Annotated in this window: 28 protein-coding genes; 17 read left to right on the top strand and 11 right to left on the bottom strand. The window is 60.0% G+C overall.

What is annotated here, in order from left to right:
- Positions 1-3: 3 nt before the first annotated feature.
- The 3 genes from ACZZ0Q_RS06480 to ACZZ0Q_RS06470 form a co-directional block, all read right to left on the bottom strand.
- A complete protein-coding gene (locus tag ACZZ0Q_RS06480) occupies positions 4-1,176 on the bottom strand; it encodes an MFS transporter (protein ID WP_463539684.1) in 1,173 nt (390 codons plus the stop codon).
- A 123-nt stretch (positions 1,177-1,299) separates the two neighbouring features.
- Entirely contained in the window at positions 1,300-2,103 is an 804-nt protein-coding gene (locus ACZZ0Q_RS06475; protein WP_463539685.1) for an SDR family oxidoreductase, read from the bottom strand.
- Positions 2,104-2,217: 114 nt separating this feature from the next.
- Positions 2,218-2,598, bottom strand: coding sequence for a DUF2784 domain-containing protein (locus ACZZ0Q_RS06470; RefSeq protein WP_122493852.1), 381 nt, complete (start codon positions 2,596-2,598; stop codon positions 2,218-2,220).
- Positions 2,599-2,740: 142 nt separating this feature from the next.
- On the opposite strand from ACZZ0Q_RS06470, the gene ACZZ0Q_RS06465 reads away from it, so the two are divergent.
- On the top strand, positions 2,741-2,899 hold the full coding sequence (locus tag ACZZ0Q_RS06465) for a DUF3309 family protein (RefSeq protein WP_108095509.1): 159 nt from the start codon (positions 2,741-2,743) through the stop codon (positions 2,897-2,899).
- 307 nt (positions 2,900-3,206) lie between these two features.
- Here ACZZ0Q_RS06465 and ACZZ0Q_RS06460 read toward each other — a convergent pair whose 3' ends face one another.
- From ACZZ0Q_RS06460 to ACZZ0Q_RS06450, 3 genes are all read right to left on the bottom strand, one after another.
- Positions 3,207-4,865, bottom strand: a complete 1,659-nt coding sequence (locus ACZZ0Q_RS06460; RefSeq protein ID WP_463539686.1) for a cation acetate symporter — start codon at positions 4,863-4,865, stop codon at positions 3,207-3,209.
- Positions 4,852-5,172 carry a DUF485 domain-containing protein gene (locus ACZZ0Q_RS06455; RefSeq protein ID WP_463539687.1) on the bottom strand — a complete coding sequence of 107 codons (321 nt, stop codon included), beginning with the start codon at positions 5,170-5,172 and terminating at the stop codon, positions 4,852-4,854. Before ACZZ0Q_RS06455 ends, ACZZ0Q_RS06460 begins: the two co-directional genes overlap by 14 nt.
- Positions 5,173-5,363: 191 nt before the next feature.
- Positions 5,364-6,218: a glycine betaine ABC transporter substrate-binding protein gene (locus tag ACZZ0Q_RS06450; protein WP_463383464.1), complete on the bottom strand. Its 855-nt coding sequence runs from the start codon at positions 6,216-6,218 to the stop codon at positions 5,364-5,366.
- A gap of 403 nt (positions 6,219-6,621) precedes the next feature.
- Between ACZZ0Q_RS06450 and ACZZ0Q_RS06445 the strand changes: the two genes are divergently transcribed.
- Positions 6,622-8,175 carry a glycoside hydrolase family 17 protein gene (locus tag ACZZ0Q_RS06445; RefSeq protein WP_463539688.1) on the top strand — a complete coding sequence of 518 codons (1,554 nt, stop codon included), beginning with the start codon at positions 6,622-6,624 and terminating at the stop codon, positions 8,173-8,175.
- Between the two features lie 128 nt (positions 8,176-8,303).
- Here ACZZ0Q_RS06445 and ACZZ0Q_RS06440 read toward each other — a convergent pair whose 3' ends face one another.
- Entirely contained in the window at positions 8,304-8,672 is a 369-nt protein-coding gene (locus ACZZ0Q_RS06440; protein ID WP_463539689.1) for a hypothetical protein, read from the bottom strand.
- Positions 8,673-8,838: 166 nt separating this feature from the next.
- Between ACZZ0Q_RS06440 and ACZZ0Q_RS06435 the strand changes: the two genes are divergently transcribed.
- From ACZZ0Q_RS06435 to ACZZ0Q_RS06425, 3 genes are all read left to right on the top strand, one after another.
- The gene (locus ACZZ0Q_RS06435; protein ID WP_122452840.1) at positions 8,839-9,327 is read left to right on the top strand and encodes a GNAT family N-acetyltransferase; all 489 of its coding nucleotides are present in this window, start codon (positions 8,839-8,841) and stop codon (positions 9,325-9,327) included.
- 79 nt (positions 9,328-9,406) lie between these two features.
- A complete protein-coding gene (locus ACZZ0Q_RS06430) occupies positions 9,407-10,702 on the top strand; it encodes an alpha/beta fold hydrolase family protein (protein WP_463539690.1) in 1,296 nt (431 codons plus the stop codon).
- On the top strand, positions 10,699-11,490 hold the full coding sequence (locus tag ACZZ0Q_RS06425) for an MlaA family lipoprotein (protein WP_463539691.1): 792 nt from the start codon (positions 10,699-10,701) through the stop codon (positions 11,488-11,490). The genes ACZZ0Q_RS06430 and ACZZ0Q_RS06425 overlap by 4 nt, the downstream gene beginning before the upstream one ends.
- Before the next feature lie 47 nt (positions 11,491-11,537).
- On the opposite strand, the gene ACZZ0Q_RS06420 is transcribed toward ACZZ0Q_RS06425, so the two are convergent.
- The 3 genes from ACZZ0Q_RS06420 to ACZZ0Q_RS06410 form a co-directional block, all read right to left on the bottom strand.
- Positions 11,538-12,734, bottom strand: a complete 1,197-nt coding sequence (locus ACZZ0Q_RS06420; RefSeq protein ID WP_463539692.1) for a patatin-like phospholipase family protein — start codon at positions 12,732-12,734, stop codon at positions 11,538-11,540.
- A gap of 69 nt (positions 12,735-12,803) precedes the next feature.
- A complete protein-coding gene (locus tag ACZZ0Q_RS06415) occupies positions 12,804-13,733 on the bottom strand; it encodes a lipid A biosynthesis lauroyl acyltransferase (RefSeq protein ID WP_463539693.1) in 930 nt (309 codons plus the stop codon).
- A gap of 102 nt (positions 13,734-13,835) precedes the next feature.
- Positions 13,836-14,765, bottom strand: coding sequence for a lipid A biosynthesis lauroyl acyltransferase (locus ACZZ0Q_RS06410; protein ID WP_463539694.1), 930 nt, complete (start codon positions 14,763-14,765; stop codon positions 13,836-13,838).
- A 170-nt stretch (positions 14,766-14,935) separates the two neighbouring features.
- Between ACZZ0Q_RS06410 and minC the strand changes: the two genes are divergently transcribed.
- From minC to ACZZ0Q_RS06380, 6 genes are all read left to right on the top strand, one after another.
- On the top strand, positions 14,936-15,673 hold the full coding sequence (gene minC / locus ACZZ0Q_RS06405; protein ID WP_463539695.1) for a septum site-determining protein MinC: 738 nt from the start codon (positions 14,936-14,938) through the stop codon (positions 15,671-15,673).
- Between the two features lie 102 nt (positions 15,674-15,775).
- Positions 15,776-16,591: a septum site-determining protein MinD gene (gene minD / locus ACZZ0Q_RS06400; protein ID WP_122452834.1), complete on the top strand. Its 816-nt coding sequence runs from the start codon at positions 15,776-15,778 to the stop codon at positions 16,589-16,591.
- Positions 16,588-16,842: a cell division topological specificity factor MinE gene (gene minE / locus ACZZ0Q_RS06395; RefSeq protein ID WP_108095523.1), complete on the top strand. Its 255-nt coding sequence runs from the start codon at positions 16,588-16,590 to the stop codon at positions 16,840-16,842. The genes minD and minE overlap by 4 nt, the downstream gene beginning before the upstream one ends.
- Positions 16,843-16,915: 73 nt before the next feature.
- A complete protein-coding gene (locus tag ACZZ0Q_RS06390) occupies positions 16,916-17,551 on the top strand; it encodes an RluA family pseudouridine synthase (protein ID WP_463539696.1) in 636 nt (211 codons plus the stop codon).
- Positions 17,552-17,697: 146 nt separating this feature from the next.
- Positions 17,698-18,534, top strand: coding sequence for a hypothetical protein (locus ACZZ0Q_RS06385; RefSeq protein WP_463539697.1), 837 nt, complete (start codon positions 17,698-17,700; stop codon positions 18,532-18,534).
- Between the two features lie 51 nt (positions 18,535-18,585).
- Positions 18,586-19,872: a M18 family aminopeptidase gene (locus ACZZ0Q_RS06380; protein ID WP_463539698.1), complete on the top strand. Its 1,287-nt coding sequence runs from the start codon at positions 18,586-18,588 to the stop codon at positions 19,870-19,872.
- A gap of 85 nt (positions 19,873-19,957) precedes the next feature.
- On the opposite strand, the gene ACZZ0Q_RS06375 is transcribed toward ACZZ0Q_RS06380, so the two are convergent.
- The gene (locus tag ACZZ0Q_RS06375; protein WP_463383474.1) at positions 19,958-20,674 is read right to left on the bottom strand and encodes a UTRA domain-containing protein; all 717 of its coding nucleotides are present in this window, start codon (positions 20,672-20,674) and stop codon (positions 19,958-19,960) included.
- Positions 20,675-21,004: 330 nt separating this feature from the next.
- Between ACZZ0Q_RS06375 and ACZZ0Q_RS06370 the strand changes: the two genes are divergently transcribed.
- The 6 genes from ACZZ0Q_RS06370 to ACZZ0Q_RS06345 all read left to right on the top strand — a co-directional run bounded on the left by ACZZ0Q_RS06370 (position 21,005) and on the right by ACZZ0Q_RS06345 (position 26,297).
- Positions 21,005-22,063, top strand: coding sequence for an ABC transporter substrate-binding protein (locus ACZZ0Q_RS06370; RefSeq protein ID WP_122493867.1), 1,059 nt, complete (start codon positions 21,005-21,007; stop codon positions 22,061-22,063).
- A gap of 168 nt (positions 22,064-22,231) precedes the next feature.
- Positions 22,232-23,038 (top strand): alkaline phosphatase family protein, encoded by an 807-nt coding sequence (locus tag ACZZ0Q_RS06365; RefSeq protein ID WP_463539699.1) that lies wholly within the window; start codon positions 22,232-22,234, stop codon positions 23,036-23,038.
- On the top strand, positions 23,035-23,877 hold the full coding sequence (locus ACZZ0Q_RS06360; protein ID WP_463539700.1) for an ABC transporter permease: 843 nt from the start codon (positions 23,035-23,037) through the stop codon (positions 23,875-23,877). The genes ACZZ0Q_RS06365 and ACZZ0Q_RS06360 overlap by 4 nt, the downstream gene beginning before the upstream one ends.
- A complete protein-coding gene (locus ACZZ0Q_RS06355; RefSeq protein ID WP_463539701.1) occupies positions 23,864-24,661 on the top strand; it encodes an ABC transporter permease in 798 nt (265 codons plus the stop codon). Before ACZZ0Q_RS06360 ends, ACZZ0Q_RS06355 begins: the two co-directional genes overlap by 14 nt.
- A complete protein-coding gene (locus ACZZ0Q_RS06350) occupies positions 24,658-25,644 on the top strand; it encodes an ABC transporter ATP-binding protein (RefSeq protein WP_463539702.1) in 987 nt (328 codons plus the stop codon). Before ACZZ0Q_RS06355 ends, ACZZ0Q_RS06350 begins: the two co-directional genes overlap by 4 nt.
- Positions 25,644-26,297: an HAD family hydrolase gene (locus tag ACZZ0Q_RS06345; protein WP_463539703.1), complete on the top strand. Its 654-nt coding sequence runs from the start codon at positions 25,644-25,646 to the stop codon at positions 26,295-26,297. Before ACZZ0Q_RS06350 ends, ACZZ0Q_RS06345 begins: the two co-directional genes overlap by 1 nt.
- Positions 26,298-26,343: the final 46 nt, after the last annotated feature.

Genomic DNA, 26,343 nt, shown 5'->3' with positions numbered 1-26,343 from the left:
TTGTTACTGGGCAGCGAGCGCTGCAGCACGCGGACGAAGCAGCAATGCCAGAACGATCATGCTGGTTGCCAGCCCGGTCAGCACGATAAACGGCACTTGATAACTGCCGGTCAGATCGCGCACCAGGCCAGTCAGAATCGGCGTGAAACTGCTGATGCTGTAGCCGGCGCAGAGCATCATGGCGGTCCACCGGCTGACGGCCAGCGGCGTGTTCACTTCGTACATCGGCAGCACCAACGACAACGCAAACGAGCCGCTCAAGGCAAAGCCCAACAGCAGCGCAACAACCTGCGGCAGCAGCTGCGGCATAAAGGAAATCATGCCCAGGCACAGGCTTGAGGTGATGGCACAGACCAGCAGCAGCTGCGCGCGATTGTCGTAACGCTGGGCCAGCCATGGCAGCACGAAGGCGCTGGGCAGGCCGATCATCATGAACGAGCTGAACAAGGTGTTGCTCTGCGAGGCGTCGTAGCCGACTTCGTGATAACGCGCCGTCAGCCAGGTGGTCAGCGTGTAAAACAGCCCGGCCTGAATGGCGAAAAATCCGGTAATTACCCAGGCCCGCGGTTCACGCCACGGCAGGCCCCCGCCGCTGCCAACCTCGGCCGGATCTTCCTGTTTGTTTGGCACCCACAGCCAGAGCAGCACGGCAACCAGCGCCGGAACCGCCCAGATCGCCAATCCCCAATGCCAACGTTCGTCGAGCAGGCCGGTCATCGGCCCGGTCAACACCGCGCCGCCGGCACCGCCGATGGTCATGCTCAAGGAATACCAGGCCACCACGCGGCCGACCTTGCCCACAAAGTGGCGCTTGATAAAACCGGAAAGCAGCGGCCCCGCCACGGCGATGCCGGTACCGACAAACACCGCACTGCCGATCAACACAACGCTGTGATGACTGGCCAGGCGCAGCAGCAAGGCGCCGCCAATCAACGCCATGCAACCGGTAATGGTGCGCTCCAGGCCAAAACGCACGGCCAGACGCGGTGCAAACGGCGCGAGCAGCCCCATGCACAACACAGGCAGCGCGGTGGTCAGGGCGATAAGGCCGCGACTCAACGACAGTTCATTGGCGATCCGCTCGATCAGCGGCGCAAGAGAGGTGATGCCGGGGCGCAAATTAATAGCGGCCAGCACCAGGGCGACGAAGAGCAGGCCCCGAGAGATGGGTTTCACAAGAATAATCAACGTGGCGACGACCAGGCAGGCCGGGCCAGCAACCCTACTATTCAAGGGCGGTGACGAACAAGCCTGGCCGGCAAAAAAATTGACCGACCAGACAAGTTAACAGCGCAGGACTTACTTGCCCTTGGCGCGCATCTTCTCGGCCATCACGGCCATTTCGTTGTACAGCAGCTCCGGGTTCTTCTGCTTCAGCGCCCAGGCCATGCGGCCTTGTTCGTGCGGCAGAATCATGAAGTCGTTGTTGGCTACCGAGGTGAAGATGTAGTCGGCAATGTCTGCCGCGCTGATGGGGCTGCTTTCCAGCAGTTTGCCGACTTGGGCTTTCATGGTCGGCGTTGGGCCACGGAAGGAGTCCATCAGGTTGGTTTGGAAGAACGATGGGCACACCACGTGCACGCCGATTTCCTGCTGCTTGAGTTCGGCCAGCAAGCTTTCCGACAATGCCACCACGCCGGCCTTGGCCACGTTGTAGTTGCTCATTGCCGGGCCCTGCATCAACGCGGCCATGGAGGCGATGTTGATGATGCGGCCCTTGCTACGCTCCAGCAGCGGCAGGAACGCTTTGCAGCCTTTGACCACGCCCATCAGGTTGATGGAAATCTGCCAGTCCCAATCTTCCAGCGACAGGTCGCTGAAGAAACCGCCCGAGGCGACGCCCGCGTTGTTAACGATGATATCGACGCCACCAAACTTGGTTTCGCAGGCCTGCGCCAAGGCGGTGAGCTGGCTGTAATCGCGCACGTCGCAACGCAGGGTAAAGCCATCGCCGCCGGCTTCGCGCACCAGCTTGAGGGTTTCTGCCAGGCCCGGCTCGCTGACATCGGACAGCGCCAATTGCCAGCCTTCGCGCGCCCAACGCAACGCGATTTCGCGGCCCAAGCCAGAACCAGCGCCGGTGATCATCATGCGATTTTGCATAGTAAGGCTGCCTTTTCTTATAGGTGTCATGGGAGAGGAGTGATGCCAGTGTAGCGAACGCAATCCCCCGGCCCACGCACCATTAGGCTGCTGAATGAGCGAAGCAAACCGTGCTCATGCCTGGGCCTTTTTTGCCTGCACGGCGCCGCGAATCACGTACGCGTAAACCGCGATATTGAGCACCAGCACCACGGCGCCGAAGCCCAACTGCATCTCGGCAGTGAGGCCGCGTGGGTAGATAAGCGGGATCAGATAATGCTCGATAAAACCGCCGTCATAGCCTTGCTGCCCAGCGGCTTGGCGCAAGTGGTTTTCCAGCGGCGTGAGCGGGCAATACAAATGCAGAAACTCCACGGCGGCGCCCCACGTGACGGCCGGTAAATGCAGCGCCATCAGCCAGCGCCAGCGCAACACCAGCAGCCCGCCGAACAGCACAAACAGAATGAACAACAGGTGCACCAGCACCACGGCATCAGCGGCCAGGCGAAACGCCATCTTCCCTCCTCCTGCATCGCGCAGAAATAACCTGAATTATTAGAAAGCTCGCTTAGTCGTACTAAGTAGACGAGGCAAGCGCAACGGTTGCACGGCCTCTGAAGGAAGTTGCACTCAACGGTCTAGAACAAGGAATACACCCATGGGCCTCAGCACAATTTTGATCGTGGTACTTATTCTTCTCCTCGTCGGCGGCCTGCCGCTGTACCCGCACTCCAGAAGCTGGGGCTATGGCCCGTCGGGCATTCTGGGCACCATTTTGATCATCGTGATCATTTTGGCGCTGCTTGGCAGGATCTAGTTCCTAGCCGGCATAAAAAAGCCCCGCCTAGTGCGGGGTTTTTTTTTCGCCTGGCGATCGGCTGCGCGTCGGCTGGGCGGCGTTAAAAACGGGCTTTCAATGCTCATTGGCTACAGCCAACTGCGCTTGAAAACCCGTTTTTGCCTTGCCCGTCTCTAGCTCGCTCGATCGCGATTTGCGCGTGAAAATTTAAAAGCATCGCGGCTAAAGCCGCTCCTACAGGGTGGGCAGGAGCAGCTATAACCGCCATGCGCTTAAAAAAAAGGCAGCCCGAAGGCTGCCCAAAATCACTCAGAAGCTATGTCGATCAATGCGCCGCTGCACCACTGGCGCCCAGGCCGGTTTGCGAGCGAACGAATTGCGGCAGGAAGCGAGCACGCTCTTCACCGGCCGAGGTGGATTTGTCGGTGATCGAGAAGAACCAGATACCCACGAACGCCACGAACATCGAGAACAACGCCGGGTATTCGTACGGGAAAATGGCCTTGGCGTTACCCAGCACCTGCACCCAAATGGTTGGGCCGAGAATCATCAAGCCTACGGCCGTCAATAGTCCCAGCCAGCCACCGACCATCGCGCCACGGGTGGTGAGGTTTTTCCAGTACATGGAAAGGAACAGCACCGGGAAGTTGCAGCTCGCGGCAATGGAGAAGGCCAGGCCCACCATAAAGGCGATGTTCTGTTTCTCGAAGAGAATGCCCAGGCCGATAGCGAGAACGCCGAGGGCGATGGTGGTGATCTTCGAGACGCGCAGTTCATCTTTCTCGTTGGCTTTGCCGCCTTTGATCACGCTGGCATAAATGTCATGCGACACCGCCGAGGCGCCGGCCAGGGTCAAGCCCGCGACCACCGCCAGAATAGTGGCGAACGCTACGGCCGAGATGAAGCCCAGGAACAAGCTGCCGCCCACGGCATTGGCCAAGTGCACCGCCGCCATGTTGTTACCGCCCAGCAACGCGCCGGCTGCATCTTTGAACGCCGGATTGGTGCTCACCAGCAAGATGGCGCCGAAGCCGATGATGAAGGTCAGGATGTAGAAATAGCCGATAAAGCCGGTGGCGTAGAACACGCTTTTACGGGCTTCCTTGGCATCGCTCACGGTGAAGAAGCGCATGAGGATGTGCGGCAAACCGGCGGTACCGAACATCAGTGCCAAGCCGAGGGAGATCGCCGAAATCGGGTCACTCACCAGCGCGCCGGGGCTCATGATTGCCTGGCCTTTGGCGTGCACTTTCACGGCTTCGGAAAACAGCGTGCCGAAGTCGAAGTTGACGGTTTTCATCACCATCAACGCCATGAACGAAGCGCCCGAGAGCAGCAGCACGGCTTTGATGATTTGCACCCAAGTGGTGGCCAACATGCCGCCGAACAGCACGTACAGCACCATCAAAATGCCGACCAGAATCACCGCCACGTGGTAATCCAACCCGAACAGCAGCTGAATCAGCTTGCCGGCACCAACCATCTGCGCGATCAGGTAGAACGCCACCACGACCAGCGAACCACTGGCCGACAGGGTGCGGATTTCTTTCTGTTTGAGGCGGTAAGAGGCCACGTCGGCAAAGGTGTATTTGCCCAGGTTGCGCAGACGCTCAGCGATCAGGAACAGAATGATCGGCCAGCCCACCAAGAAGCCGATGGAGTAGATCAGACCGTCGTAGCCGGAGGTGTACACCAGCGCGGATATACCCAGGAACGAGGCCGCCGACATGTAGTCGCCGGCAATCGCCAAGCCGTTCTGGAAGCCGGTGATTTTGCCGCCCGCCGCGTAATGGTCAGCGGTGGAGTTATTGCGCTTGGAGGCCCAATACGTGATGAACAACGTGGCACCCACGAACGCCACGAACATAACGATGGCCGCTACGTTGATCGGTTGCCGTTGTACCGCGCCAGTGATGGCATCGGCGGCCCAGAGGGCGGGTGCGAAGGCGAGCAAGGCGCACGCCGCAAGGTTACGCGCGATCATTTTTCACCTCGTCCAGAATCGCCTGGTTCATGTCATCGAACTCGCCGTTGGCGCGGTACACGTAGATACCGGTCAGCACGAAGGCCGAGAGAATCAAACCGATACCGGCTGGAATACCCCAGGTGGTGGGCGACCCTTCGCTGATCGGCGTACCGAACAGGCTGGGGTCGAAGGCAATGATCAGAATGAAGGCCACGTACAGGCCAAGCATGATGGCGGAAAGTATCCAGGCGAATCGCTCGCGCTTGGCTACCAATTCTCTGAATCGCGGACTTTGCTCAATCCGCTCGTAGATGCTGTCGTTCATTTTATTTTTATCCTCCGCAGCACGGGTTGCTGGTGAGCTAACAATAGTTCGCTCAGGGCCGGAAGACAGACGACCTTAGTCTTATTCGAAACATTTAAAAGCATCGCGGCTTAAGCCGCGATGCTCTTATATGGGCTCCCAAAACAACAAAGCCGCTCAATGAGCGGCTTTGCTTCGAGCGCGATAAACCTTTACTTCAACCAGCCATCCACACGGTCCGGGTGCTCAGCCACCCACTTCTTCGCGGCTTCAGCCGGTTTGGCGCCCTCTTCCACGGCCAGCATCACGCTGCCGATTTCATCGGGGGTCCAGTTGAATTTCTTCAGGAAGGCCACCACGGTCGGTGCCTTGGCTTCCAGGCCAGGGTTGGCCACGCTGTCGACGTGTTCAGCTGCGCCGTAAACGTTTTTCGGGTCTTCGAGGAAGCGCAGTTTCCACTTGGCGAACATCCAGTGCGGAATCCAGCCGGTGACCGCAATGGGTTTTTCCGAGCGAATGGCGCGGGCCAGTTCGGCGGTCATGGCGCTGCCGGAGCTGGCGAGCAGTTTGTACTCCAGGCCGTAGTCTTTGATGGCCTGGTCGGTTTTGAGCATCACGCCTGAGCCGGCGTCGATGCCGACGATGCGCCCGCCAAAGGCGTCTTTCTGCGCTTGCAGATCGCCTACGGTTTTGGCGGTGACGTACTCAGGCACGATCAGGCCGATTTTCGCGTCGTTGAAGTTCGGGCCGAGGTCGACCACCTGGTCTTTGAGTTTTTCGTAGTAGGCGCCGTGGGTGACCGGCAGCCAGGCCGAGAGCATGGCGTCGAGCTGACCTTTGGCCACGCCCTGCCACATGATGCCGGTGGCGACAGGCATCAGCTGCACGTCGTAGCCGAGTTTCTGTTTGATGATTTCCGCCGCCACGTGGGTGGTGGCGACGCTGTCGGACCAGCCATCGACGTAGCCGATTTTCAATGTGGGTTTATCGGCGGCACCTGCCAAACCGGTGCTCAGTGCCAGTGCCAAACCGGCACCCAAACCCAATAACCGACGCATTTTGCTCATAAGTCTGTTCCCCGAAAAGTGTGGCTCGGCGGCTGCCGAGTGGCAGGTGGTTGTGTCTGTGTGGTTGTTCTTGTGGACGGGCCTCTCGCAAAATTCTGCTGGCCCACGCCCTGAGTCAGTCGTGTGCCGACGCCCTGATAATCGACCCAACCGCAGCGCTCACCTGCTCCAAGAACGACATCAACACGGCGAAGAAACGACATCGTTGATTCAGGAACGACAAGGTCGATATCCAGCACCGTCAACGCCTGCCCCAAGCCCTTGAAATTTATGATTGAACGCGCATTCAAGTACCGCTGCGCCACGCCCATTCATACCCGCTCACACACGGCGCTGGCCGCTCTACGCTAAACAGAACGAATGCAGGTAAACTGCGCGGCTTTGCCCCAAGACGCGCCTAACTATGCCCGCATCCTCTCGCTTCCCCGCCCTGCCCTATGTGTTCGCTTGCCTGCTTGCCCTGTTCGCCATCGGCGGGCTGTGGTTTGGTTTGGGTCAACCGTTGGTACTGCCTGACGCAGCGACGCCGACGCACAAATTGCAGTGCGCCTCGTACACGCCGTTCGATAAGGATCAGTCGCCCTTCGACCAACCTTTCGCCCTGCGTCCCGAGCGCATGGATGCCGACCTGGCTCTGCTGGCGACGCGCTTCCACTGCATTCGCACCTACTCCATGACTGGCCTTGAAGCGATTCCAGACCTCGCCCGCAAACACGGCTTGAAGCTGATGTTGGGCGCCTGGGTGAACGGCAATCCGGTGGACACCAAGAAGGAAGTCGATGCGCTGATCAAGTCGGCCAACGAGAACCCGGATGTGGTGGAGTCGGTGATCGTCGGCAACGAAACCTTGCTGCGCAAAGAAGTAACGGGCGCGCAACTGGCCAAACTGATTGGCGACGTGAAGGCGCAAATCAAGCAGCCGGTCACCTACGCGGACGTGTGGGAGTTCTGGCTCAAGCACCCGGAAGTGGCGCCAGCGGTGGACTTCCTGACCATTCACTTGCTGCCTTATTGGGAAGATGACCCCACCGGCATCGACGAAGCCTTGGCTCACGTGGCCGAAATTCGCCAGGTGTTCGGCAGCAAGTTCGCGCCCAAAGATATTTTCATCGGCGAAACCGGCTGGCCGAGCGAAGGCCGTCAGCGCGAAACCGCTGTGCCGAGCCGCGTCAACGAAGCCAAGTTCATCCGTGGCTTCGTGGCCATGGCCGAAAAGAACGGCTGGAACTACAACCTGATCGAAGCCTTCGACCAACCGTGGAAACGCGTTAGCGAAGGCGCCATGGGCGGCTACTGGGGCCTGTACGACGCCGACCGCCAAGACAAAAACGTGCTGGCCGGCCCGGTCTCGAACTTTGCCAACTGGACATTGTGGCTGAGCGTCAGCGGTGTGATTTTCTTCGCGACCCTGCTGCTGGCCGGGCGCCCCAACTCCACCCGTTCGGCCTTGCTGCTGCCGCTGCTCGCCGCTGTAGGCGCCTGCAGCATTGCGCTGTGGGGCGAGATGGCGCGGGTTAATAGCCGCTACATCGGCGAATGGGCATGGGCAGTGTTTCTGGTGGGTTTGAACCTGATCGTGCTGGCCCATGGCGCGTTGGCGTTGTCGAGCAAGGACGGCTGGCGTGCCGGCGCCTATCAATGGCTGCAAGCGCGCGGTGGCTGGTGGTTTGCGGCCAGTGGGTTCGCGGCGGCGGTACTGATGCTCGGTTTGGTATTCGACCCGCGCTACCGCTGCTTCCCGAGCATGGTGTTGCTGCTGCCGGCGCTGGTGTACGTATGCCGCCCCGTGGCCGGGCCACGCCGTGAAATCGCCCTGCTAACCCTGATCGTGGGCGCCGGCATTCTGCCGCAGCTGTACCAGGAAACCCTGGGCAACTGGCAGGCGCTGGGCTGGGCCGCGGTGAGCGTGCTGATGGTCGCCGCGCTGTGGCGCAGCTTGCGGGTTCGGGCCAGCTAGGCCCAACGCAGGCAATAAAAAACGGGGCTCACGATGAGCCCCGTTTTTATTGATCAACAGCATCGCGGCTAAAGCCGCTCCTACAGAATCACACCCCCCTGTAGGAGCGGCTTTAGCCGCGATGGTTTTCAAGCCAGACGCGGCGCGCGCACCAACCGCAACGCGGCAATCACCACGGCAAACACCGCCAGGCTGGCGCTATAGAGCACCAGCGCCGGCAAGGCGAACACCAGCGCAGCGACCGCCAACCACCAGCCGGCACGGCCCGGCACCACGAACGCCAGCAGGGCGCCGCCCAAGCCGGCCCAGGCGATGATGCGGAAATGAATCAACAAACCCAGGCCGTCACGCACCTGGCATTCCCAGCGCTGCGCCTGGTCAACGCAAATGCCGACCCACTGGCTGTCTTCCATCAGGGCGAAACGCAGCCCGTAGGCGGCGGCCAGCCACAGGGCCAGAACGATCAGCAAGGCGATCAGGGGCAAACGACGGGACATGGGTTTCTCCGGTAAATAAATCGGCGCTCAGGATAAACGCACGAACGCCGTATGCAAGCGCCAGAGCACCAAAGATCAAGCCTTGGCCACGGTTTTCATATCATGCTGTTGCCGCGCGCGCAGGGAGCCGGCAAGCTCCGCTCAGTTCGCCATTCCAGGAGCCTCTATGTCCCGTATTCAATTGCGCAACGCCACGCCCGATGACGTCGGCCTGATCCTCAGCCTGATTCACGAGTTGGCGGTGTATGAAAAGCTTAGCGACCAAGCCGTCGCCACCCCTGAAGACCTCACGGCCAACCTGTTCGGCCCGCGCCCGTTCGCTGAAGTACTAATCGGCGAGTTGGATGGCGAACCCCAGGGGTTTGCCCTGTTCTTCTCCAGCTTCTCGACCTTTCTAGGCAAGCCCGGCATTTATCTGGAAGATCTGTACGTTCGCGAAGCGGCGCGCAGTTCCGGGCTGGGCAAGGCCTTGTTGGCACGTTTGGCGCAGTTGGCCGTAGAGCGCGGTTGTGGTCGCTTGGAGTGGGCTGTGCTCGACTGGAACGAGCCGGCGCTGGGCTTTTATCGCCGCCTCGGCGCCCGCCCGCAGGACGACTGGACCACCTACCGACTCAGCGGCGCGGCACTGGCTGAGCTGGCAAAACAAGCCGAGTAAATATGTCTGTGCTATACCAGCGTGTCTGCTGTCATATCGCCAGATTCACTCCGCACTTTATCTTCTAAAGGGATTTGCGATGCCGCGCCTCTCACGTTTTGCTGCGCTTATGGCAGGTTTATGCCTCAGTCCATTGTTGTCGGCTGCCGACATCGACGAGGCCAGCTATGGGTTCCCCCTGACCAACCCGTTCGAGGCGACCATCGCCACGACGCCTCCGGAGTTGCGCGCGCAAGTGCCGGATGACCTGGATATCGATCAGGCCGACTACAACCTCAAACTGCGCCCCGAGCGTGAACTGGAAGTGCCGGATAACTTCTGGCCGGTGAAAACCCTGCGCTACCGCATGGCCAAACAAAAAGGCCCGGCACCGCTGATTTTCATCATTGCCGGCACCGGTGGGCACTATTCCAGCTCGTTGGCTGAAGGCCTGAAGCGGGTGTTTTATGGCGCGGGCTACCACGTGGTGCAGCTATCCTCGCCCACCAGCTACGACTTCATGACCGCTGCTTCGCGCCACGCCACGCCCGGCGTGAGCACCGAAGACGCCGAAGACTTGTACAACGTGATGCAAGCGGTGCGCGCCCAGCACCCGGAAGTGGAAGTCACCGACTTCTACCTCACCGGCTACAGCCTCGGCGCGCTAAACGCGGCGTTTGTCAGCAAGCTGGATGAAACCCGGCGCAGCTTCAACTTCAAGAAAGTGTTGATGCTCAACCCGCCGGTGAACCTCTACACCTCGATTACCAACCTCGATCGCCTGGTGCAAACCGAGGTGAAAGGCGTGTCCAACAGCAGCACCTTTTATGACACGGTGCTGAGCAAGCTGACCCGCTACTTCCAGCAGAAGGGTTACATCGACATCAACGATGCGATGCTCTACGACTTGCAACAGTCCAAGGAGCACCTTTCGGACGAGCAACTGGCGATGCTGATCGGCACCTCGTTCCGCTTCTCCTCGGCCGATATCGCTTTTACCTCCGACCTGATCAACCGCCGTGGCCTGATCACGCCGCCGGAAACGCCGATCAGCGAAGGCACCAGCCTGACCCCGTATTTCCGCAAAGCCCTGCAATGCGACTTTGATTGCTACATCCGCGAGCAGTTGATTCCCATGTGGCGGGCACGCACCGACGGCGGCAGCTTGCTGCAGTTGATCGATCAGGTGAGCTTGTATGCGCTGGAGGATTACCTGAAAACCAGTGACAAGGTGCTGGTGATGCACAACAAGGATGACGTGATTCTCGGCCCTGGCGACCTGGGCTTTTTACGCAGAACGATGGGCGACCGTTTGACCGTTTACCCGCACGGCGGGCACTGCGGCAACCTCAACTACCGCGTAAACACCGCCGCCATGCTGGAGCTGCTGAAATGACCAAGACTTCCTTGCTGCTGGCTCTGTTGCTGGCCACTGGCGCGGCGCATGCTGCCGACCCGCAAACACCGACGACCGCGCCAGCTGCCGACGCGGATGGCTTCACCGAGCCGCTCAAAGCGCTGAAATTTAACCCGGGCCTGGACCAACACGAATTCGAGCGCTCGACCCTCGACGCCTTGAACGTGTACGACCCGCTGGAATCGGTGAACCGGCGCATTTACCACTTCAACTACCGCTTCGATGAGTGGGTTTTCCTGCCGGTTGTGGAGGGCTATCGCTACGTGACGCCACAATTCGTGCGCAGTGGCGTGAGCAACTTCTTCAGCAACATTGGTGACATCCCCAACCTGGTGAACAGCCTGTTGCAGTTCAAAGGTCAGCGCTCACTGGAAACCACCGGCCGCCTCCTGCTGAACACCACCATTGGCGTGGTGGGCCTGTGGGACCCGGCGACCATGATGGGCTTGCCTAAACAGTCGGAAGACTTCGGCCAGACGCTGGGTTTTTATGGCGTGCCTGCGGGACCGTACGTGATGCTGCCGATTCTGGGCCCCTCGAACCTGCGCGATACCGGCGGGTTGCTGGCGGACTTCACGGTGGAAAACCAGATCAACTTCCTCAACGTGGCCGAAATCAGTCAGGACCACCCGGAATTGTTCCTGCTGCGCTCCATCGACCGCCGCTACGTGACCACCTTCCGCTACGGCCAGACCAACTCGCCGTTCGAATACGAGAAAGTGCGTTACGTGTACACCGAAGCGCGCAAGTTGCAGGTAGCCGAGTAAACGCTTGGTTGGGCTTCGCCGCTGGCGGAGCCCAACGGGTTACCGGATTAACGACTTAACTCCGGCGCCAACGACTGCGCCACCTGCGGTTCCAACCCCAGAAAACGCACCAACTCGGCCTTCTTGGCCATGGCGTCCTGGTACCCCAGTTCGATCAGCTCGTTGCAATAGCCCGACTCGAACAGCAAATAACTCAACACCCCTGCCCCACCGGCTTTCTTCGCTCCCGGCCCGCGCAAAAACATGCGCAGCGTGCGCGGCAGCTCGTGCCAGTGGCGCGCGGCGATGTGGTCCAGCGGTTGGCTGGGGGCAATCACCAGCACGTCCACCGGCTTGATCGCCGAGCTTTTCGCTGGCAAGTCGGCGGGTAACAGGCGGCACATTTGGTTCATGCGTTCGAGCAACTCGATGTCGCTTTCCAGGCTGTCGATAAAGGTGCTGTTAAGCAGATGGCCGCTGACTTGGGCCAGGCTCGGCGGCCCCGCCACTTTGCTGCGCACCGGCACATTGTGCGGATTGGCGTTGCCACTCACGCCCACCACCAACACGCGGTTGGCGCCCAGGTGCAGCGCCGGGCTGATGGGCGCGGAGGATCGCATGGCGCCGTCGCCGAAGTATTCTCGGTTGATTTTCACCGGCGGGAAAATCAGCGGAATGGCTGCGCTGGCCAGCAGGTGTTCGAGCTGCAAACGGGTGGGCACGCCAACGCGGCGATGGCGGAACCACGGGTCGATTGCCGCGCGGCCTTGGTAAAACGTCACCGCCTGGCCGGAGTCGTAGCCAAACGCCGTCACCGCCACCGCGCGCAGTTTGCGCATGCGCACGGCGGCGGCGATTCCGGTGAAGTCGAGGTTTTCCGCCAGCAAGCCGCCCAATGGCGAGCTGTCGAGCAACGCCACCGGCGCACGCTTTCCCAGCCCCAGCAAGCTATGGCCAAAGAAACGGCTGGCTTGACGCACCACGCCGGGAAAATCACTGCGGTACACCTGATGGGTGTGGAAGTTTTGCCACACGTGGGTCAGGCGCTTGATCGCCTCATTAAATTGCAACGCGCCGCACGCCAGGCCCACGGCATTGATGGCGCCGGCCGAGGTGCCGACGATAACGGGAAAGGGATTTTGCGTGGTGTCGGGCAGCAAATCGGCAATCGCCGCGAGCACGCCCACTTGATACGCCGCGCGTGCCCCGCCGCCCGAGAGAATCAGGCCAGTCACCGGTTTGCTTGGATCGTGCGCCAGATTCATCGAAGCCTCTCTGCGGGGGTTTTCGCGAGTATAGAAGTGCGTCGCGATTGTGTGAGCAGCTCGTGCGATTCAGCGTTTGCCGTAAAGCTTCGCCTGCCCCGGTGGCCGCGTTTTAAATCGACGGTGCGCCCACAAGTATTGTTCCGGGCAACTGAGAATGGCGCGCTCCACCCACTGATTCACCCGCAGGCAGTCTTCTTCCTCGGACTCGCCAGGGAAATTGCGCAGTGGCGGATGAATCACCAATTTATAGCCCCCGCCGTTGGGCAGACGTTTCTGCGTAAACGGCATGACCTGCGCGCGGCCCAGGCGGGCGAATTTGCTGGTGGCGGTGACCGTGGCGGCAGTAATGCCAAACAGCGGCACGAACACACTTTGCTTCAGGCCGTAATCCTGATCCGGCGCATACCAGATCGCCCGGCCGGCGCGCAGCACTTTGAGCATGGCGCGCACGTCTTCGCGTTCAATGGCTTGGGCATCCTGGTTATGGCGCTCGCGGCCACGGCGCTGAACAAAGTCAAACACCGCATTATTGTGTTCGCGGTACATGCCGTCGATGGTGTGGCGCTGGCCCAACAAGGCGGCGCCAATTTCCAACGTGGTGAAGTGCACTGCCATCAGAATCACGCCCTGCCCTTGCAGCTGCGCTTCCTGCAAATACTCCAGCCCTTCGATATGGGCCAAGCGCGCCAGACGCTTGGTCGGCCACCACCAGCTCATGGCCATTTCAAAAAAGGCGATACCGGTGGAGGCGAAGTTTTCTTTCAGCAGCTTTTTGCGTTCGCTGGCCGACATCTGCGGGAAGCACAACTCAAGGTTGCGCGCGGCAATCTCGCGCCGTGAGCGGGCGCTCGCATACATGATCCATCCCAGCGCTCGCCCCAGCCCCAGTAGCACCGAATAAGGCAGCTGCACCAGCAACCAGAGCAAACCCAGGCCAAGCCAGAGCAGCCAATAGCGGGGATGAAGAAAGTGGCGGCGAAACTGTGGACGATCCATCGGTGAATCCGCATAACAAACAAGACGCGAATTCTACAGATTAATCCCACACTGGAATCGGAAAAGTCTCGGTCATGGATAACCGTGAGGATCGAGCAACTCTCAAAGGTCGTCGTAGATTCCAGGCGCGCCCGGTGGCCGGGTTTTAAAACGCCGATGCGCCCATAAGTACTGCTCGGGGCAAGCGAGAATAGCGCGTTCCAGCCACTGATTAATTTGCAGGCAATCGGTCTCCTGGCTCTGCCCTGGGAAGTGGGGCAACGGCGCATGAATCACTAACTGATAGCCGCCTGTGCCCGGCAAGCGCTTTTGGGTCATGGGGATGACCTGAGCACGACCGACTCGAGCGAATTTGCTGGTGGCGGTAACGGTAGCCGCAGGAGTGCCGAACAACGGCACGAAAATGCTTTGTTTGATGCCGTAATCCTGATCGGGGGCATACCAGACAATGCGCCCGGCACGCAGCGCCTTGAGCATGGCGCGCACGTCATCGCGCTCGATCATTTCCGCCTGGGCGCCGAAGCGTTCACGACCACGACGCTGCACATAGTCAAACACTTCGTTCTTGTGTTCCCGGTACATGCCATCAACCAAACGGTGCAGACGCAGCAAGACGGCGCCAATTTCCAGAGTGGTGAAGTGCGCTGCCATCAAGATCACCCCGTGCCCTTCACGTTGAGCTCGATCCAAATGCTCCAGGCCTTCGACATGGCCGAGCCTCATCAGCCGTCGATGCGGCCACCACCAGCTCATGGCCGTTTCAAACAGGGCAATGCCCGCAAAGGCGAAGTTTTCCCGCAGCAGCGCCCGGCGCTCATCAACAGACATAAGGGGAAAGCACACCTGTAAATTGCGCGCGGCAATTTTGCGCCGAGCATGTGCGGCAACATATATAAGCCAACCCAGGCCACGTCCAAGCCGCAGCAAAACGGCATAGGGCAACTGCACCAGCAGCCACAACACACCCAGGCCGAACCAGAGCGGCCAATGGCGGGGAGAGAGAAACACGCGACGAAACGGTGGACGATGCATGGGTACCTGCCCCAGAAAATAACCGGCGCTCAGTCTAAAGATCAGGCGCAGCTTGCGGCTCGTCCACGTTCTGGTTATAAGACCGGAACATTCCGGGCGTCTGGCCCGCACCGCTTACAGGCGGCCCCTCTGCAATCCGCATATTTCTACAAAGGCGCATCAGGCATCCCATGAGCCAAGCCGATCTGCTCAACCAAGACCCCGTATTCCAGCTCAAAGGCAGCATGCTCGCCATCACCGTGCTTGAGCTTGCGCACAATGATCTTGAGCGCCTGGAACAGCAACTGGCCGAAAAGGTTGCCCAGGCGCCGAACTTCTTCAGCAACATTCCGCTGGTGCTGGCACTCGACAAACTGCCCGCCGCCGAAGGCATCCTCGACCTTGGCGAGCTAATGGCGCTGTGTCGTCGCCATGGTTTGCGCACCCTGGCCATCCGCGCCAACCGTGAAGAAGACATCGCCGCCGCCCTGGCCCTCGACATTCCGGTGCTGCCGCCTTCCGGCGCGCGGGAAAAGCTCGTGGAACCGGTAGAGATCACGGCGAAAAAGAAGGCGGAAAAGCCGCCAGAGCCTGTGGTTAAACCGACCAAAGTTATCAATTCGCCAGTACGTGGCGGCATGCAGGTGTACGCCCAGGGCGGGGATTTGATCGTGCTGGCGCCGGTCAGTGCCGGTGCGGAACTTCTCGCTGACGGCAACATCCATGTTTACGCGCCCATGCGCGGCCGGGCTCTGGCCGGGGTAAAAGGCGACACCAAAGCGCGAATTTTTTGCCAACAACTGGGCGCCGAAATGCTCTCGATTGCGGGGCAATACAAGGTCGCTGAAGACCTGCGCCGCGACCCGCTGTGGGGCGATGCAGTTCAGGTCAGCCTGTCCGGTGACGTGTTGAACATCACCCGGCTTTAACGGATACTGCGGCCACTTTTCAGGACACAAAACGGGCATCTGGAAGCCACCTTTTCGTTGGCGCCAGATTCCCGCATTTCTTCATATTTGGGGTGAATCACCTTGGCCAAGATCCTCGTAGTCACATCCGGCAAAGGTGGCGTCGGTAAAACCACCACCAGCGCCGCCATCGGTACCGGCCTCGCCCTGCGTGGGCACAAGACTGTCATCGTCGACTTCGACGTCGGTCTGCGTAACCTCGATCTGATCATGGGCTGTGAACGCCGCGTTGTGTACGACTTCGTTAACGTCGTTAACGGCGAAGCCACCCTGACTCAAGCACTGATCAAAGACAAACGCCTGGAAAACCTCTACGTTTTGGCCGCCAGCCAAACCCGCGACAAAGACGCGCTGACCAAAGAAGGCGTGGAAAAAATCATCAACGAGCTGCGCCAGACCTTCGAATACGTGGTTTGCGACTCGCCAGCCGGTATCGAAAAAGGCGCGCACCTGGCGATGTACTTCGCAGATGAAGCCATCGTCGTAACCAACCCGGAAGTGTCCTCGGTACGTGACTCCGACCGCATGCTCGGCCTGCTGGCCAGCAAGTCGCGCCGCGCTGAACTGGGCGAAGATCCGATCAAGGAACACCTGCTGCTGACCCGCTACAACCCTGAGCGCGTACAGAAAGGCGAAATGCTCGGCGTTGAAGACGTTGAAGAAATCCTCGCCATTCGCCTGCTCGGCGTTATTCCCGAGTCGCAAGCTGTGCTCAAGGCGTCGAACCAGGGCGTGCCGGTTATTCTCGATGACCAGAGCGACGCCGGCCAAGCTTACAGCGATGCCGTCGACCGCCTGCTGGGCAAAGAAGTCGCGCACCGTTTCCTCGACGTTAAAAAGCAGGGCTTCATGCAACGCCTGTTCGGAGGTCGCGAATGAACATTTTCGACTTCTTTCGCGAGCGTAAAAAAGAGACCACCGCCTCGATTGCGAAAGAGCGTCTGCAGATCATCGTCGCCCACGAGCGCGGCCAGCGCAGCAAACCGGATTACCTGCCGGCCTTGCAGCAAGAGCTGGTTGAAGTGATCCGCAAGTACGTGAACATCGACTCGGACCAAGTTCAGGTCGCCCTGGAAAACCAAGGCAGCTGTTCGATTCTCGAGCTCAACATCACCCTGCCGGATCGTTGATTCGAAGGGTTCAGATAACGGCGGCTTCGGCCGCCGTTGTCGTTTTTGCGAATGTGTTTTGTAGGGCCTCTGCATGCCGCTGTCGAACGTTGAAATCGTCTACCAGGACGAACAAATCCTGCTGGTCAACAAGCCCACCCTGCTGCTGTCGGTGCCTGGGCGCGCGGACGACAACAAGGATTGCCTGATCACCCGCTTGCAGGAAAACGGTTATCCCGAAGCGCGCATCGTGCACCGCCTGGACTGGGAAACCTCGGGCCTGATTCTGCTGGCTCGCGATGCCGACACTCACCGCGAGCTGTCGCGCCAGTTCCACGACCGCGAAACCGAGAAAGCCTACATCGCCCTGTGCTGGGGCCAGCCGGAACTGGACAGCGGCAGCATCGACCTGCCACTGCGCTACGACCCGCCCACCAAACCCCGCCACGTGGTCGACCGCGAACACGGCCGCAACGCCCTGACCTTCTGGCGCGTGCTGGAGCGCTGCGGCAACTGGGCGCGGGTTGAGCTAACGCCCATCACCGGCCGTTCGCACCAATTGCGCGTGCACATGTTGTCCATCGGCCATCCGCTGCTGGGCGACGGCTTGTACGCCCACCCACAGGCGCTGGCCGCCTATCCGCGCTTGTGTCTGCATGCGGCAATGTTGGCCTTCACGCATCCCAAAACCGGCGAGCGTTTGCGCTTTGAATGCCTAGCGCCGTTCTGATTAATGAAAAGATGGGGCCGAGCACCACACCGGCCTGACCCATATCAGGATGTTGTGTCACCCGCGTTACAAAACATTGCAGAAAGCTAGAGTGATGGCCTCATAATGGCGCCCTTTCACTCGTCACCAGCACGGAGGCTGGCGCAATGTTTATTCAACAGCTTCATCGCGACTACCCCTTCCCCGTGCAATTCCAGAACACCACGTTGTTCCTGCGCGAAGCGCCTGATGCTTCCGCGCTGCAAGCCCTGCAGCAACTGGTGCATGGCCGAAAGAATGCCAACCACAAACGCTACAGCCGCCCTTTCTGCGCGGGCAGCAAAGCGTTGTTTGCCAAGATTCAGCCGCTCACTGACATCAAATCCAAGCTGCGTGTCACCTGGCGCAAAGCCCATCGCGATGGCCGCTATGACTGGGCCATCGAAGAGCTGATCAACACCGCCGAAGCCAATCGCCGTGGCGCGCAGGTACCACCGCTGGTGGGCTTCGGTCATACCAAATCCGGGCTCGGCATTACCCGTGAACTGTTCCTGCTTACCGGGTTGCTGAACGATCTGGTCGACGGCCACCTATGGCTCAAGCAAAACCCGGAAGCGGTGAATCAGTTCATCGCCACCGCCTTTGCACTGCTCGGCAGCCTGATCGAGAAAAACATTTCGCATATGGATTTTTGGGTAGGCAACGTGATGATCAGCCCGGACGGCGCCACGGCGCACGCCATCGACCTGGAAAACGGTTTCTCCCACCGTTCGGAATACTTCAGCGAAACCCTCGGTTTTCAGATGGGCTTCTTCTATTACCGCGAGATTCACAAGTTCATCATCGAACGGCACTACGACGCGCTGGTGGAGGCGTTTATTGCCACGCAAGGGCCGCTGGACCGCGCCCGTTTCAACGCGGTGTACCAGCTCGCCAAACACGAGAAAGTGGGCCGCAAGGAGCGTCGTGACGTGTTTCTCAACGGCAAGCTGGTGATCGGCTGAAGCCTGCGGCGGTATACGGTAAACTCCGCGCATTGCCGCCTGGAGTGCCTTATGCGCGAAGAATTGAATCAGGGCCTGATCGACTTTCTCAAGGCCTCGCCAACGCCGTTTCATGCCACCGCCAGCCTGGCCATGCGCCTGGAAACGGCCGGTTATGTGCACCTCAATGAGCGGGAAACCTGGCACACCGAGCCCGGTGGCCGCTACTACGTCACCCGTAACGACTCCTCCATCATCGCCTTCAAGCTGGGCAAGCGCCCGCCACTTGAAGGCGGTTTGCGCATGGTCGGCGCCCACACCGATAGCCCGTGTCTGCGGGTAAAACCGCAGCCGGAATTGCAGCGCCAAGGCTTCTTGCAGTTGGGCGTGGAAGTGTATGGCGGCGCCCTGCTCGCGCCGTGGTTCGACCGCGACTTGTCGCTGGCCGGCCGCGTCACCTTCCGCCGCGACGGCAAGGTTGAAAGCCAACTCATCGACTTTCTGGTGCCCATCGCCACCATTCCCAACTTGGCCATTCACCTGAACCGTGAAGCGAACCAGGGCTGGGCGATCAACCCGCAGAACGAATTGCCACCGATTCTGGCCCAGGTTGCAGGGGACGAACGCTACGACTTCCGCGCCCTGCTCGCCGATCAGCTCGGTCGCGAACACGGCTTGAACGCAGACGCGGTGCTCGATTACGAGCTGAGCTTCTACGACACCCAGGACGCCGCCGTTATCGGCCTGAATGCCGACTTCATCGCCGGCGCACGTCTCGACAATCTGCTGTCGTGCTTCGCCGGCCTGCAGGCGCTGCTGCATAGCGCCGACGATGAAAGCTGCTTCCTCATCTGCACCGACCACGAAGAAGTCGGCTCCAGTTCCTGCTGCGGCGCCGACGGCCCGATGCTTGAGCAAGTGCTGCGCCGCGTGCTGCCGCAAGACGAAGACTTTGTGCGCGTGATCCAGAAATCGCTGCTGGTGTCGGCCGACAACGCCCACGGCGTGCACCCCAACTACGCCGACAAACACGACGGCAACCACGGCCCGAAGCTCAACGCCGGCCCGGTAATCAAGGTCAACAGCAATCAGCGCTACGCCACCAGCAGCGAAACCGCCGGCTTCTTCCGCCATTTGTGCCTGGCCGAAGAAGTGCCGGTGCAAAGCTTTGTGGTGCGCAGCGACATGGGCTGCGGCTCAACCATCGGCCCGATCATCGCCAGCAACCTCGGCGTGCGCACCGTCGACATCGGCCTGCCGACCTTTGCCATGCACTCCATTCGCGAACTGGCCGGCAGCCATGACCTTGAGCATCTGGTGAAAGTGCTCACCGCGTTTTACGCGACCGAGTTGTTCTAAACCCGCGCCTCAATCCTGTAGGAGCGGCTGGGCGGCATCCCGATTAGCCGCGATGCTGTTAAAACATCGCGGCTAAAGCCACTCCCTACTCCGGCACTTCCACGCTCACGTGAATCGCATCGTGCCGCCAGCATTCGATGTCGCAGTCAATCAAGCGGCCGTGCTGGTCGCGGTTCACACGAGTGATGCGCAGCGCTGGACTGCCCACCGACACCTTCAAGGCCGCCGCCGCTTCCAGATGCAACGCCGTGGGCACCATGTCAAAGCGCACGCGGCCGTAGTGAATGCCGTACTCGCGGGCGTACAGCTCGGTCAGCGACAAGGTCAGGTCAAAATCGAGAATGCCGGGGAAGTACGCCGGGTTCAGGTAGTGCTCGACGTACAGCACCAGCCGGCCATCGACGCGGCGTGCCCGGCGAATCTGGATCACGCTGGATAACGCCGGCAACTCAAGCAAATCGCAGATTGCCGCAGGCGCCGGTAGCAGGCGCGCGGCAATCACTTCGGTGGAAGGCGTGCGGCCCTGCTCCCCGACCATGGCGTCGAAGTGGCTACGCACCAGCGGGTTGTAGGCAAGACGTGGCAGAGACACAAACCAGCCCCGGCGCTCTTCACGGTAAATCAGGCCTTGAGCTTCCAACTGTCCCAAGGCTTCACGCAAGGTGATGCGCGTGGTGTCGAACACCTCGCTCAATTTGCGCTCGGCCGGCAACTTGCTGCCCGAGGGCAGCAGGCCATGCTCTATCTGTTCTTCCAGTGCGCGACAGATCGCTGTCACGGCACGGGGCGCCTCATCTCGCATTAAATGCCCTCATCTGGACTAGTCCAGCCCCATTTCGGAGCCGGCCCGAGCGCCGAAACTGCCCGAAACCTGCGAATAACCCTAGCCAGCCTAGATGACTATTGCATGACACGGCTGTGCTTTTGCACGCCTCATGCCAACCGCGTGCGGCCACCTATATTTTTTAAATCAAGCACTTATCCATGGTCTACGCTTGCTGGACGCTCGCCCGGCGGACTTTTGCCGGGCGGCGTGCCAGAGCGGTCCGACACAAAATTGTCATCCATTACCGCTAACTTGGCTTGGCTATTGCTGATCTAGACCAACACCCTCAACACGAAGGAGCGTCGAATGAAACGCCTGTTGCTAGCTTCAATCCTGGGATCGACCATTGCTCTGGCTAACCTTGCCATGGCCGCCGATACCGACCTGAAAAGCCTGGAAGCCGCCGCCAAGTCCGAGGGCGCGGTAAACAGCGTGGGCATGCCAGACAGCTGGGCCAACTGGAAAGACACCTGGGTCGACCTGGGCAAACTCTACGGCCTCAAGCACCTGGACACCGACATGAGTTCGGCGCAGGAAATCGCCAAATTCGCAGCGGAAAAAGACAACGCCACCGCCGATATCGGTGACGTCGGTGCGGCCTTTGGCCCCATCGCGGCGCAGCAGGGTGTAACCCAACCCTACAAACCCAGCACCTGGGCACAGATTCCTGAGTGGGCCAAAGACAAAGACGGTCACTGGATGCTCGCCTACACCGGCTCCATCGCCTTCATCGTCAATAAGAAGCTGGTGAAAGACGTACCGAAGTCCTGGGCCGACCTGGAAAAAGGTAAGTACAAAGTCGCCATCGGTGACGTCAGCGCTGCCGCCCAAGCAGTAAACGGCGTACTAGCTGCCGCCATTGCCAAAGGCGGTGACGAGAAGAACATTCAGCCGGGCCTCGACCTGTTCGCTGAAATCGCCAAGCAAGGTCGCTTGTCGCTGTCCAACCCCACCATTCAGACCCTGGAAAAAGGCGAAGTGGAAGTGGGCGTGGTCTGGGACTTCAACGGTCTGAGCTACCGCGACCAGATCGACCCAAGCCGCTTTGAAGTGCTGATTCCGTCGGACGGTTCGGTGATTTCCGGCTACACCACCATCATCAACAAATACGCCAAGAATCCGAACGCCGCCAAGCTGGCGCGTGAGTACATCCTGAGCGACGCCGGTCAGATCAACCTGGCCAAAGGTAACGCCCGTCCGATCCGCGCAGAGCACCTGAAGCTGCCGGCTGAGGTGCAGGCCAAGCTGCTGCCGAACGAGCAATACGCCAAAGTACAACCGATCAAAGATGCCAAAGCCTGGGAAGAAACGTCCAAGGCACTGCCGAGCCTGTGGCAGGAAAACGTGATCATCAACATGGAATAAAGCGTCAGGCGGCGATAGAAGAAAGCGGTCTGGCCGCTTTCTTCTTTTTCAGCCCGTGCGGTCAATGCAGGAGCGGCTTTAGCCGCGATGCTTTCAAAGCGCAACAGCATCGCGGCTAAAGCCGCTCCTACAGCGACTGAGGAACGCCTTGCAACGGTGGAATAGCACATGAAACACAACGTCATACTCGTGGTGCTCGACGGCCTCAACTACGGTGTAGCCGAACATGCCATGGGGCATTTGCACGCTTACTGCGGCGCTGGGCGCGCAGCGTTGTACAAGCTCGAATGCGAACTGCCGGCACTCTCGCGGCCGTTGTATGAATGCATTCTGAGCGGCGTACCACCGATCGAAAGCGGCATCGTGCATAACGATGTGTCGCGTCTTTCCACTCAACAAAGCATCTTCCACTACGCTAGCGCGGCAGGTTTGAGCACGGCAGCGGCGGCCTATCATTGGGTCAGTGAGCTGTATAACCGCAGCCCATTTCACGCCGCGCGCGACCGTCATACCGAGGCGCCGGAATTGCCCATTCAGCATGGCCATTTCTACTACGCCGATCACTACCCCGACTCCCATTTGTTCGCCGATGCCGAAAGCCTGCGAGTGCGCCACGCGCCTAACTTCCTGCTGGCGCATCCGATGAACATCGACGACGCCGGCCACAAGCACGGTCTCGACAGTCCTCAATACCGCAACAGCGCCCGCAGCGCCGACCTGTTGCTCGCCGAATACCTGCAACGCTGGCTCGAGGCCGGCTATCAAGTGCTGGTGACCGCTGACCACGGCATGAACAACGACCGCTCGCACAACGGTCTGCTCACTGAAGAGCGCGAAGTGCCGCTGTTTGTGCTGGGCGATGCGTTCAGCCTCGACAATTTTGCCCAACCGAAACAAACCGACCTGTGCGGCACCATCTGCGAACTGCTGGGTGTGCCCCATAACAAACCTGTCTGCCGGGAGCTGTTGAAGTGAGTTCAGTCACCCGTGGCAAATGGCTTGGCCTGCTGTGCCTGCTGCCCTTTGCCGTTTTCTTTATTGCCTTTCAGATCGCGCCGTTGCTGTGGGTGGCGATCAACAGCCTCGACAGCGCCGCCGGTTGGGGCCTGAGCAATTACGCCAAAGTGTTCAGCTCGAAGTTCTATTTGCAGGCCATTCAGCACAGCCTGGAAATTTCCTTCTGGTCGAGCGTGATCGGCATCGTGATCGCCATTCTCGGCGCGTACTCGTTGCGCAAGGTCGAGAGCAAACTGCGCGATTTCGTCATGGCGTTTTCCAACATGACCAGCAACTTCGCGGGCGTGCCGTTGGCGTTTGCCTTTGTGATTCTGCTCGGCTTCAACGGCGCGTTGACCATCATCCTCAAGCAGGCCGGCGTCATCGACGACTTCAACTTGTATTCGAAAACCGGCTTGATCGTGCTCTACACCTACTTCCAGATTCCCCTCGGCGTGCTGCTGCTCTACCCCGCCTTCGACGCGCTGCGTGAAGACTGGCGCGAGTCAGCCGAACTGCTGGGCGCCAGCACCTGGGACTTCTGGCGACACATCGGTTTGCCAGTGCTGACGCCAGCGCTGCTGGGCACGTTCATCATTTTGCTGGCCAACGCGCTGGGCGCTTACGCCACTGTGTACGCCCTGACTACCGGCAATTTCAACGTGCTGCCGATTCGTATCGCCGCCATGGTGGCCGGTGATATTTCGCTCAATCCGAACCTGGCCAGCGCCCTGGCGATGGTGCTGGTGGGGCTGATGGCGGTGATTACCGTGGTGCATCAATGGCTGTTGAAGAGGAGCTACCATGTCGCGCGTTGAAACCCGGGCGGCCGGGCTGTATCACCGCACGGTGGTCACCTTGCTGTTCCTCATTCTGTTATTGCCGCTGGCCGGCACCCTGCTCTACTCGGTTTCCACCAGCTGGTCGGCAACCATTCTGCCCGACGGCCTGACGCTGAAATGGTATGCGCAGCTGTGGACCGATCCGCGTTTTCTCACCGCATTTGGGCAATCGCTGCTGGTGTGTTTTGGCGCGTTGCTGCTGTCGGTGGTGCTGATTCTGCCGCTGCTGTTTGTGGTGCATTACCACTTCCCCAAGCTCGACGGCTTGATGAACATTCTGATCTTGCTGCCCTTCGCCGTGCCGCCCGTGGTGTCGTCGGTGGGCCTGTTGCAGATCTACGGTTCCGGCCCGCTGGCCATGGTGGGCACGCCGTGGATTCTGATCGGCTGCTACTTCACCGTGGCGCTGCCGTTTATGTACCGGGCCATCACCAACAACCTGCAAGCGATCAACCTCACCGACCTGATGGACGCCGCCCACCTGCTCGGCGCCAGCACCTGGAAAGCGGCCTTTCTGGTGGTGCTGCCCAACCTGCGCAAGGGGTTGATGGTGTCGCTATTTCTGTCGTTTTCTTTCCTGTTCGGTGAATTCGTCTTCGCTAACCTGCTGGTCGGCACGCGCTACGAAACCTTGCAGGTGTACCTGAACAACATGAAAAACAGCAGCGGCCACTTCAACAGCGCGCTGGTGATTTCCTATTTCTTTTTTGTGCTGCTGTTCACTTGGGCAGCCAACCGTTTGAACAAGGACAAAGCATGAGTTTTCTGAGCATTCAGGGGCTGCACAAAAGCTACGCCGCCACCTCGATTTTCAGCGATATCAACTGCGAAATTGCCAAGGGCGAATTCGTAACGCTGCTCGGCCCGTCCGGTTGCGGCAAATCCACCCTGCTGCGCTGCATCGCCGGCTTAACCGAAGTGAACGGCGGCAAAATTCTGCTTGAAGGCAACGACCTGGTGCCGCTTTCACCGCAGAAACGCGACATCGGCATGGTGTTCCAAAGCTATGCGCTGTTTCCCAACATGAGCGTGCAACAGAACGTCGCCTTCGGCCTGCGCATGCAAAAGGTCAGCAAGGACGACAGCGCCAAGCGCGTGAAAGAAGCGCTCGACATGGTGGAACTCGGCACCTTCGCCGACCGCTACCCGCACCAGCTTTCCGGTGGCCAATGCCAGCGCGTGGCCCTGGCACGCTCGCTGGTGACGCGTCCGCGTTTGCTGCTGCTCGATGAACCGTTGTCGGCCCTCGATGCGCGCATCCGCAAGCACCTGCGCGAGCAAATTCGCAGCATTCAGCAAGAGCTGGGACTGACGACTATTTTCGTGACCCACGACCAGGAAGAAGCGCTGACCATGTCGGACCGCATCTTCCTGATGAACGCCGGCAAAATCGTGCAGAGCGGCGACGCCGAAACCCTTTACACGGCGCCGGTCGATGCCTTCGCCGCCGGTTTCATCGGCAACTACAACCTGCTCGACGCCGATGCGGCCAGCCGCTTGTTGCTGCGCCCGGTGAACAGCCGCGTGGCGATTCGCCCGGAAGCGATTTCCTTGGGCAACGGCGATATCGACGCCCAGGTGCGCAGCCACAGCCTGCTCGGCAACGTGATTCGTTATCGGGTGGAAGCCCGTGGCGTCGAACTGCTAGTGGACGTGCTGAACCGCAGCGCCGATGACGTGCATGACAACGGTACGCAGCTGACCCTGAGCATCGACAGCAACGCGATCCGGGAGGTGGCGTGATGGCCCTGGCGATTTTTGACCTCGACGACACCCTGATCGACGGCGACTGCGCCAGCTTGTGGAGCGAACACATGGCCGATATCGGCTGGGTGGACGGCGAGTCGTTTGTGAAAAAAGACCACGAACTGATGGCCCTGTATGCCGAGGGCAAACTGGCGATGGAGGACTACATGACCTTCAGCCTGTCGCCGCTGGTGGGCCGCACCGCCGAGGAAGTGGCGTTTGTGGTCGAGCCGTTTGTGGAAGACGTGATCGAGCCGATTTTCTTCAGCGACGCCACCCGCTGCCTGGCCACGCACCGCGCGGCCGGCGACCGGATTTTGGTGATCTCCGCTTCAGCGCATTTCTTGGTCAGCGCCATTGCGGCGCGGCTGAAAATTGATGAAGTGCTGGCGATTGATCTCGAAGAAGTGCACGGCCACTACAGCGGCAACACGCAGGGCGTGCTGACTTACCGCGAAGGCAAAGTGACGCGCCTGCACGCTTGGCTGGCTGAACAGAATGAGAGTCTGGAAGGCGCCTATTTCTACTCCGACTCGCGCAATGATTTGCCGCTGTTGGCGCAGGTGAGCCATCCCCATGTGGTGAATCCAGACCCTGTGTTGCGTGAGCATGCCGAGAAGACCGGCTGGCCGATTCTTAACTGGCGTTAACGCTTGCCGCGCCCTCTCCCGCTAGCGCTTTGTTGCTGCGGGAGAG

The organism is Pseudomonas sp. AC070 (assembly GCF_979258635.1).
Note: the sequence above shows the minus strand (reverse complement) of the source record. Positions and strands in the feature narration are given on the sequence as shown.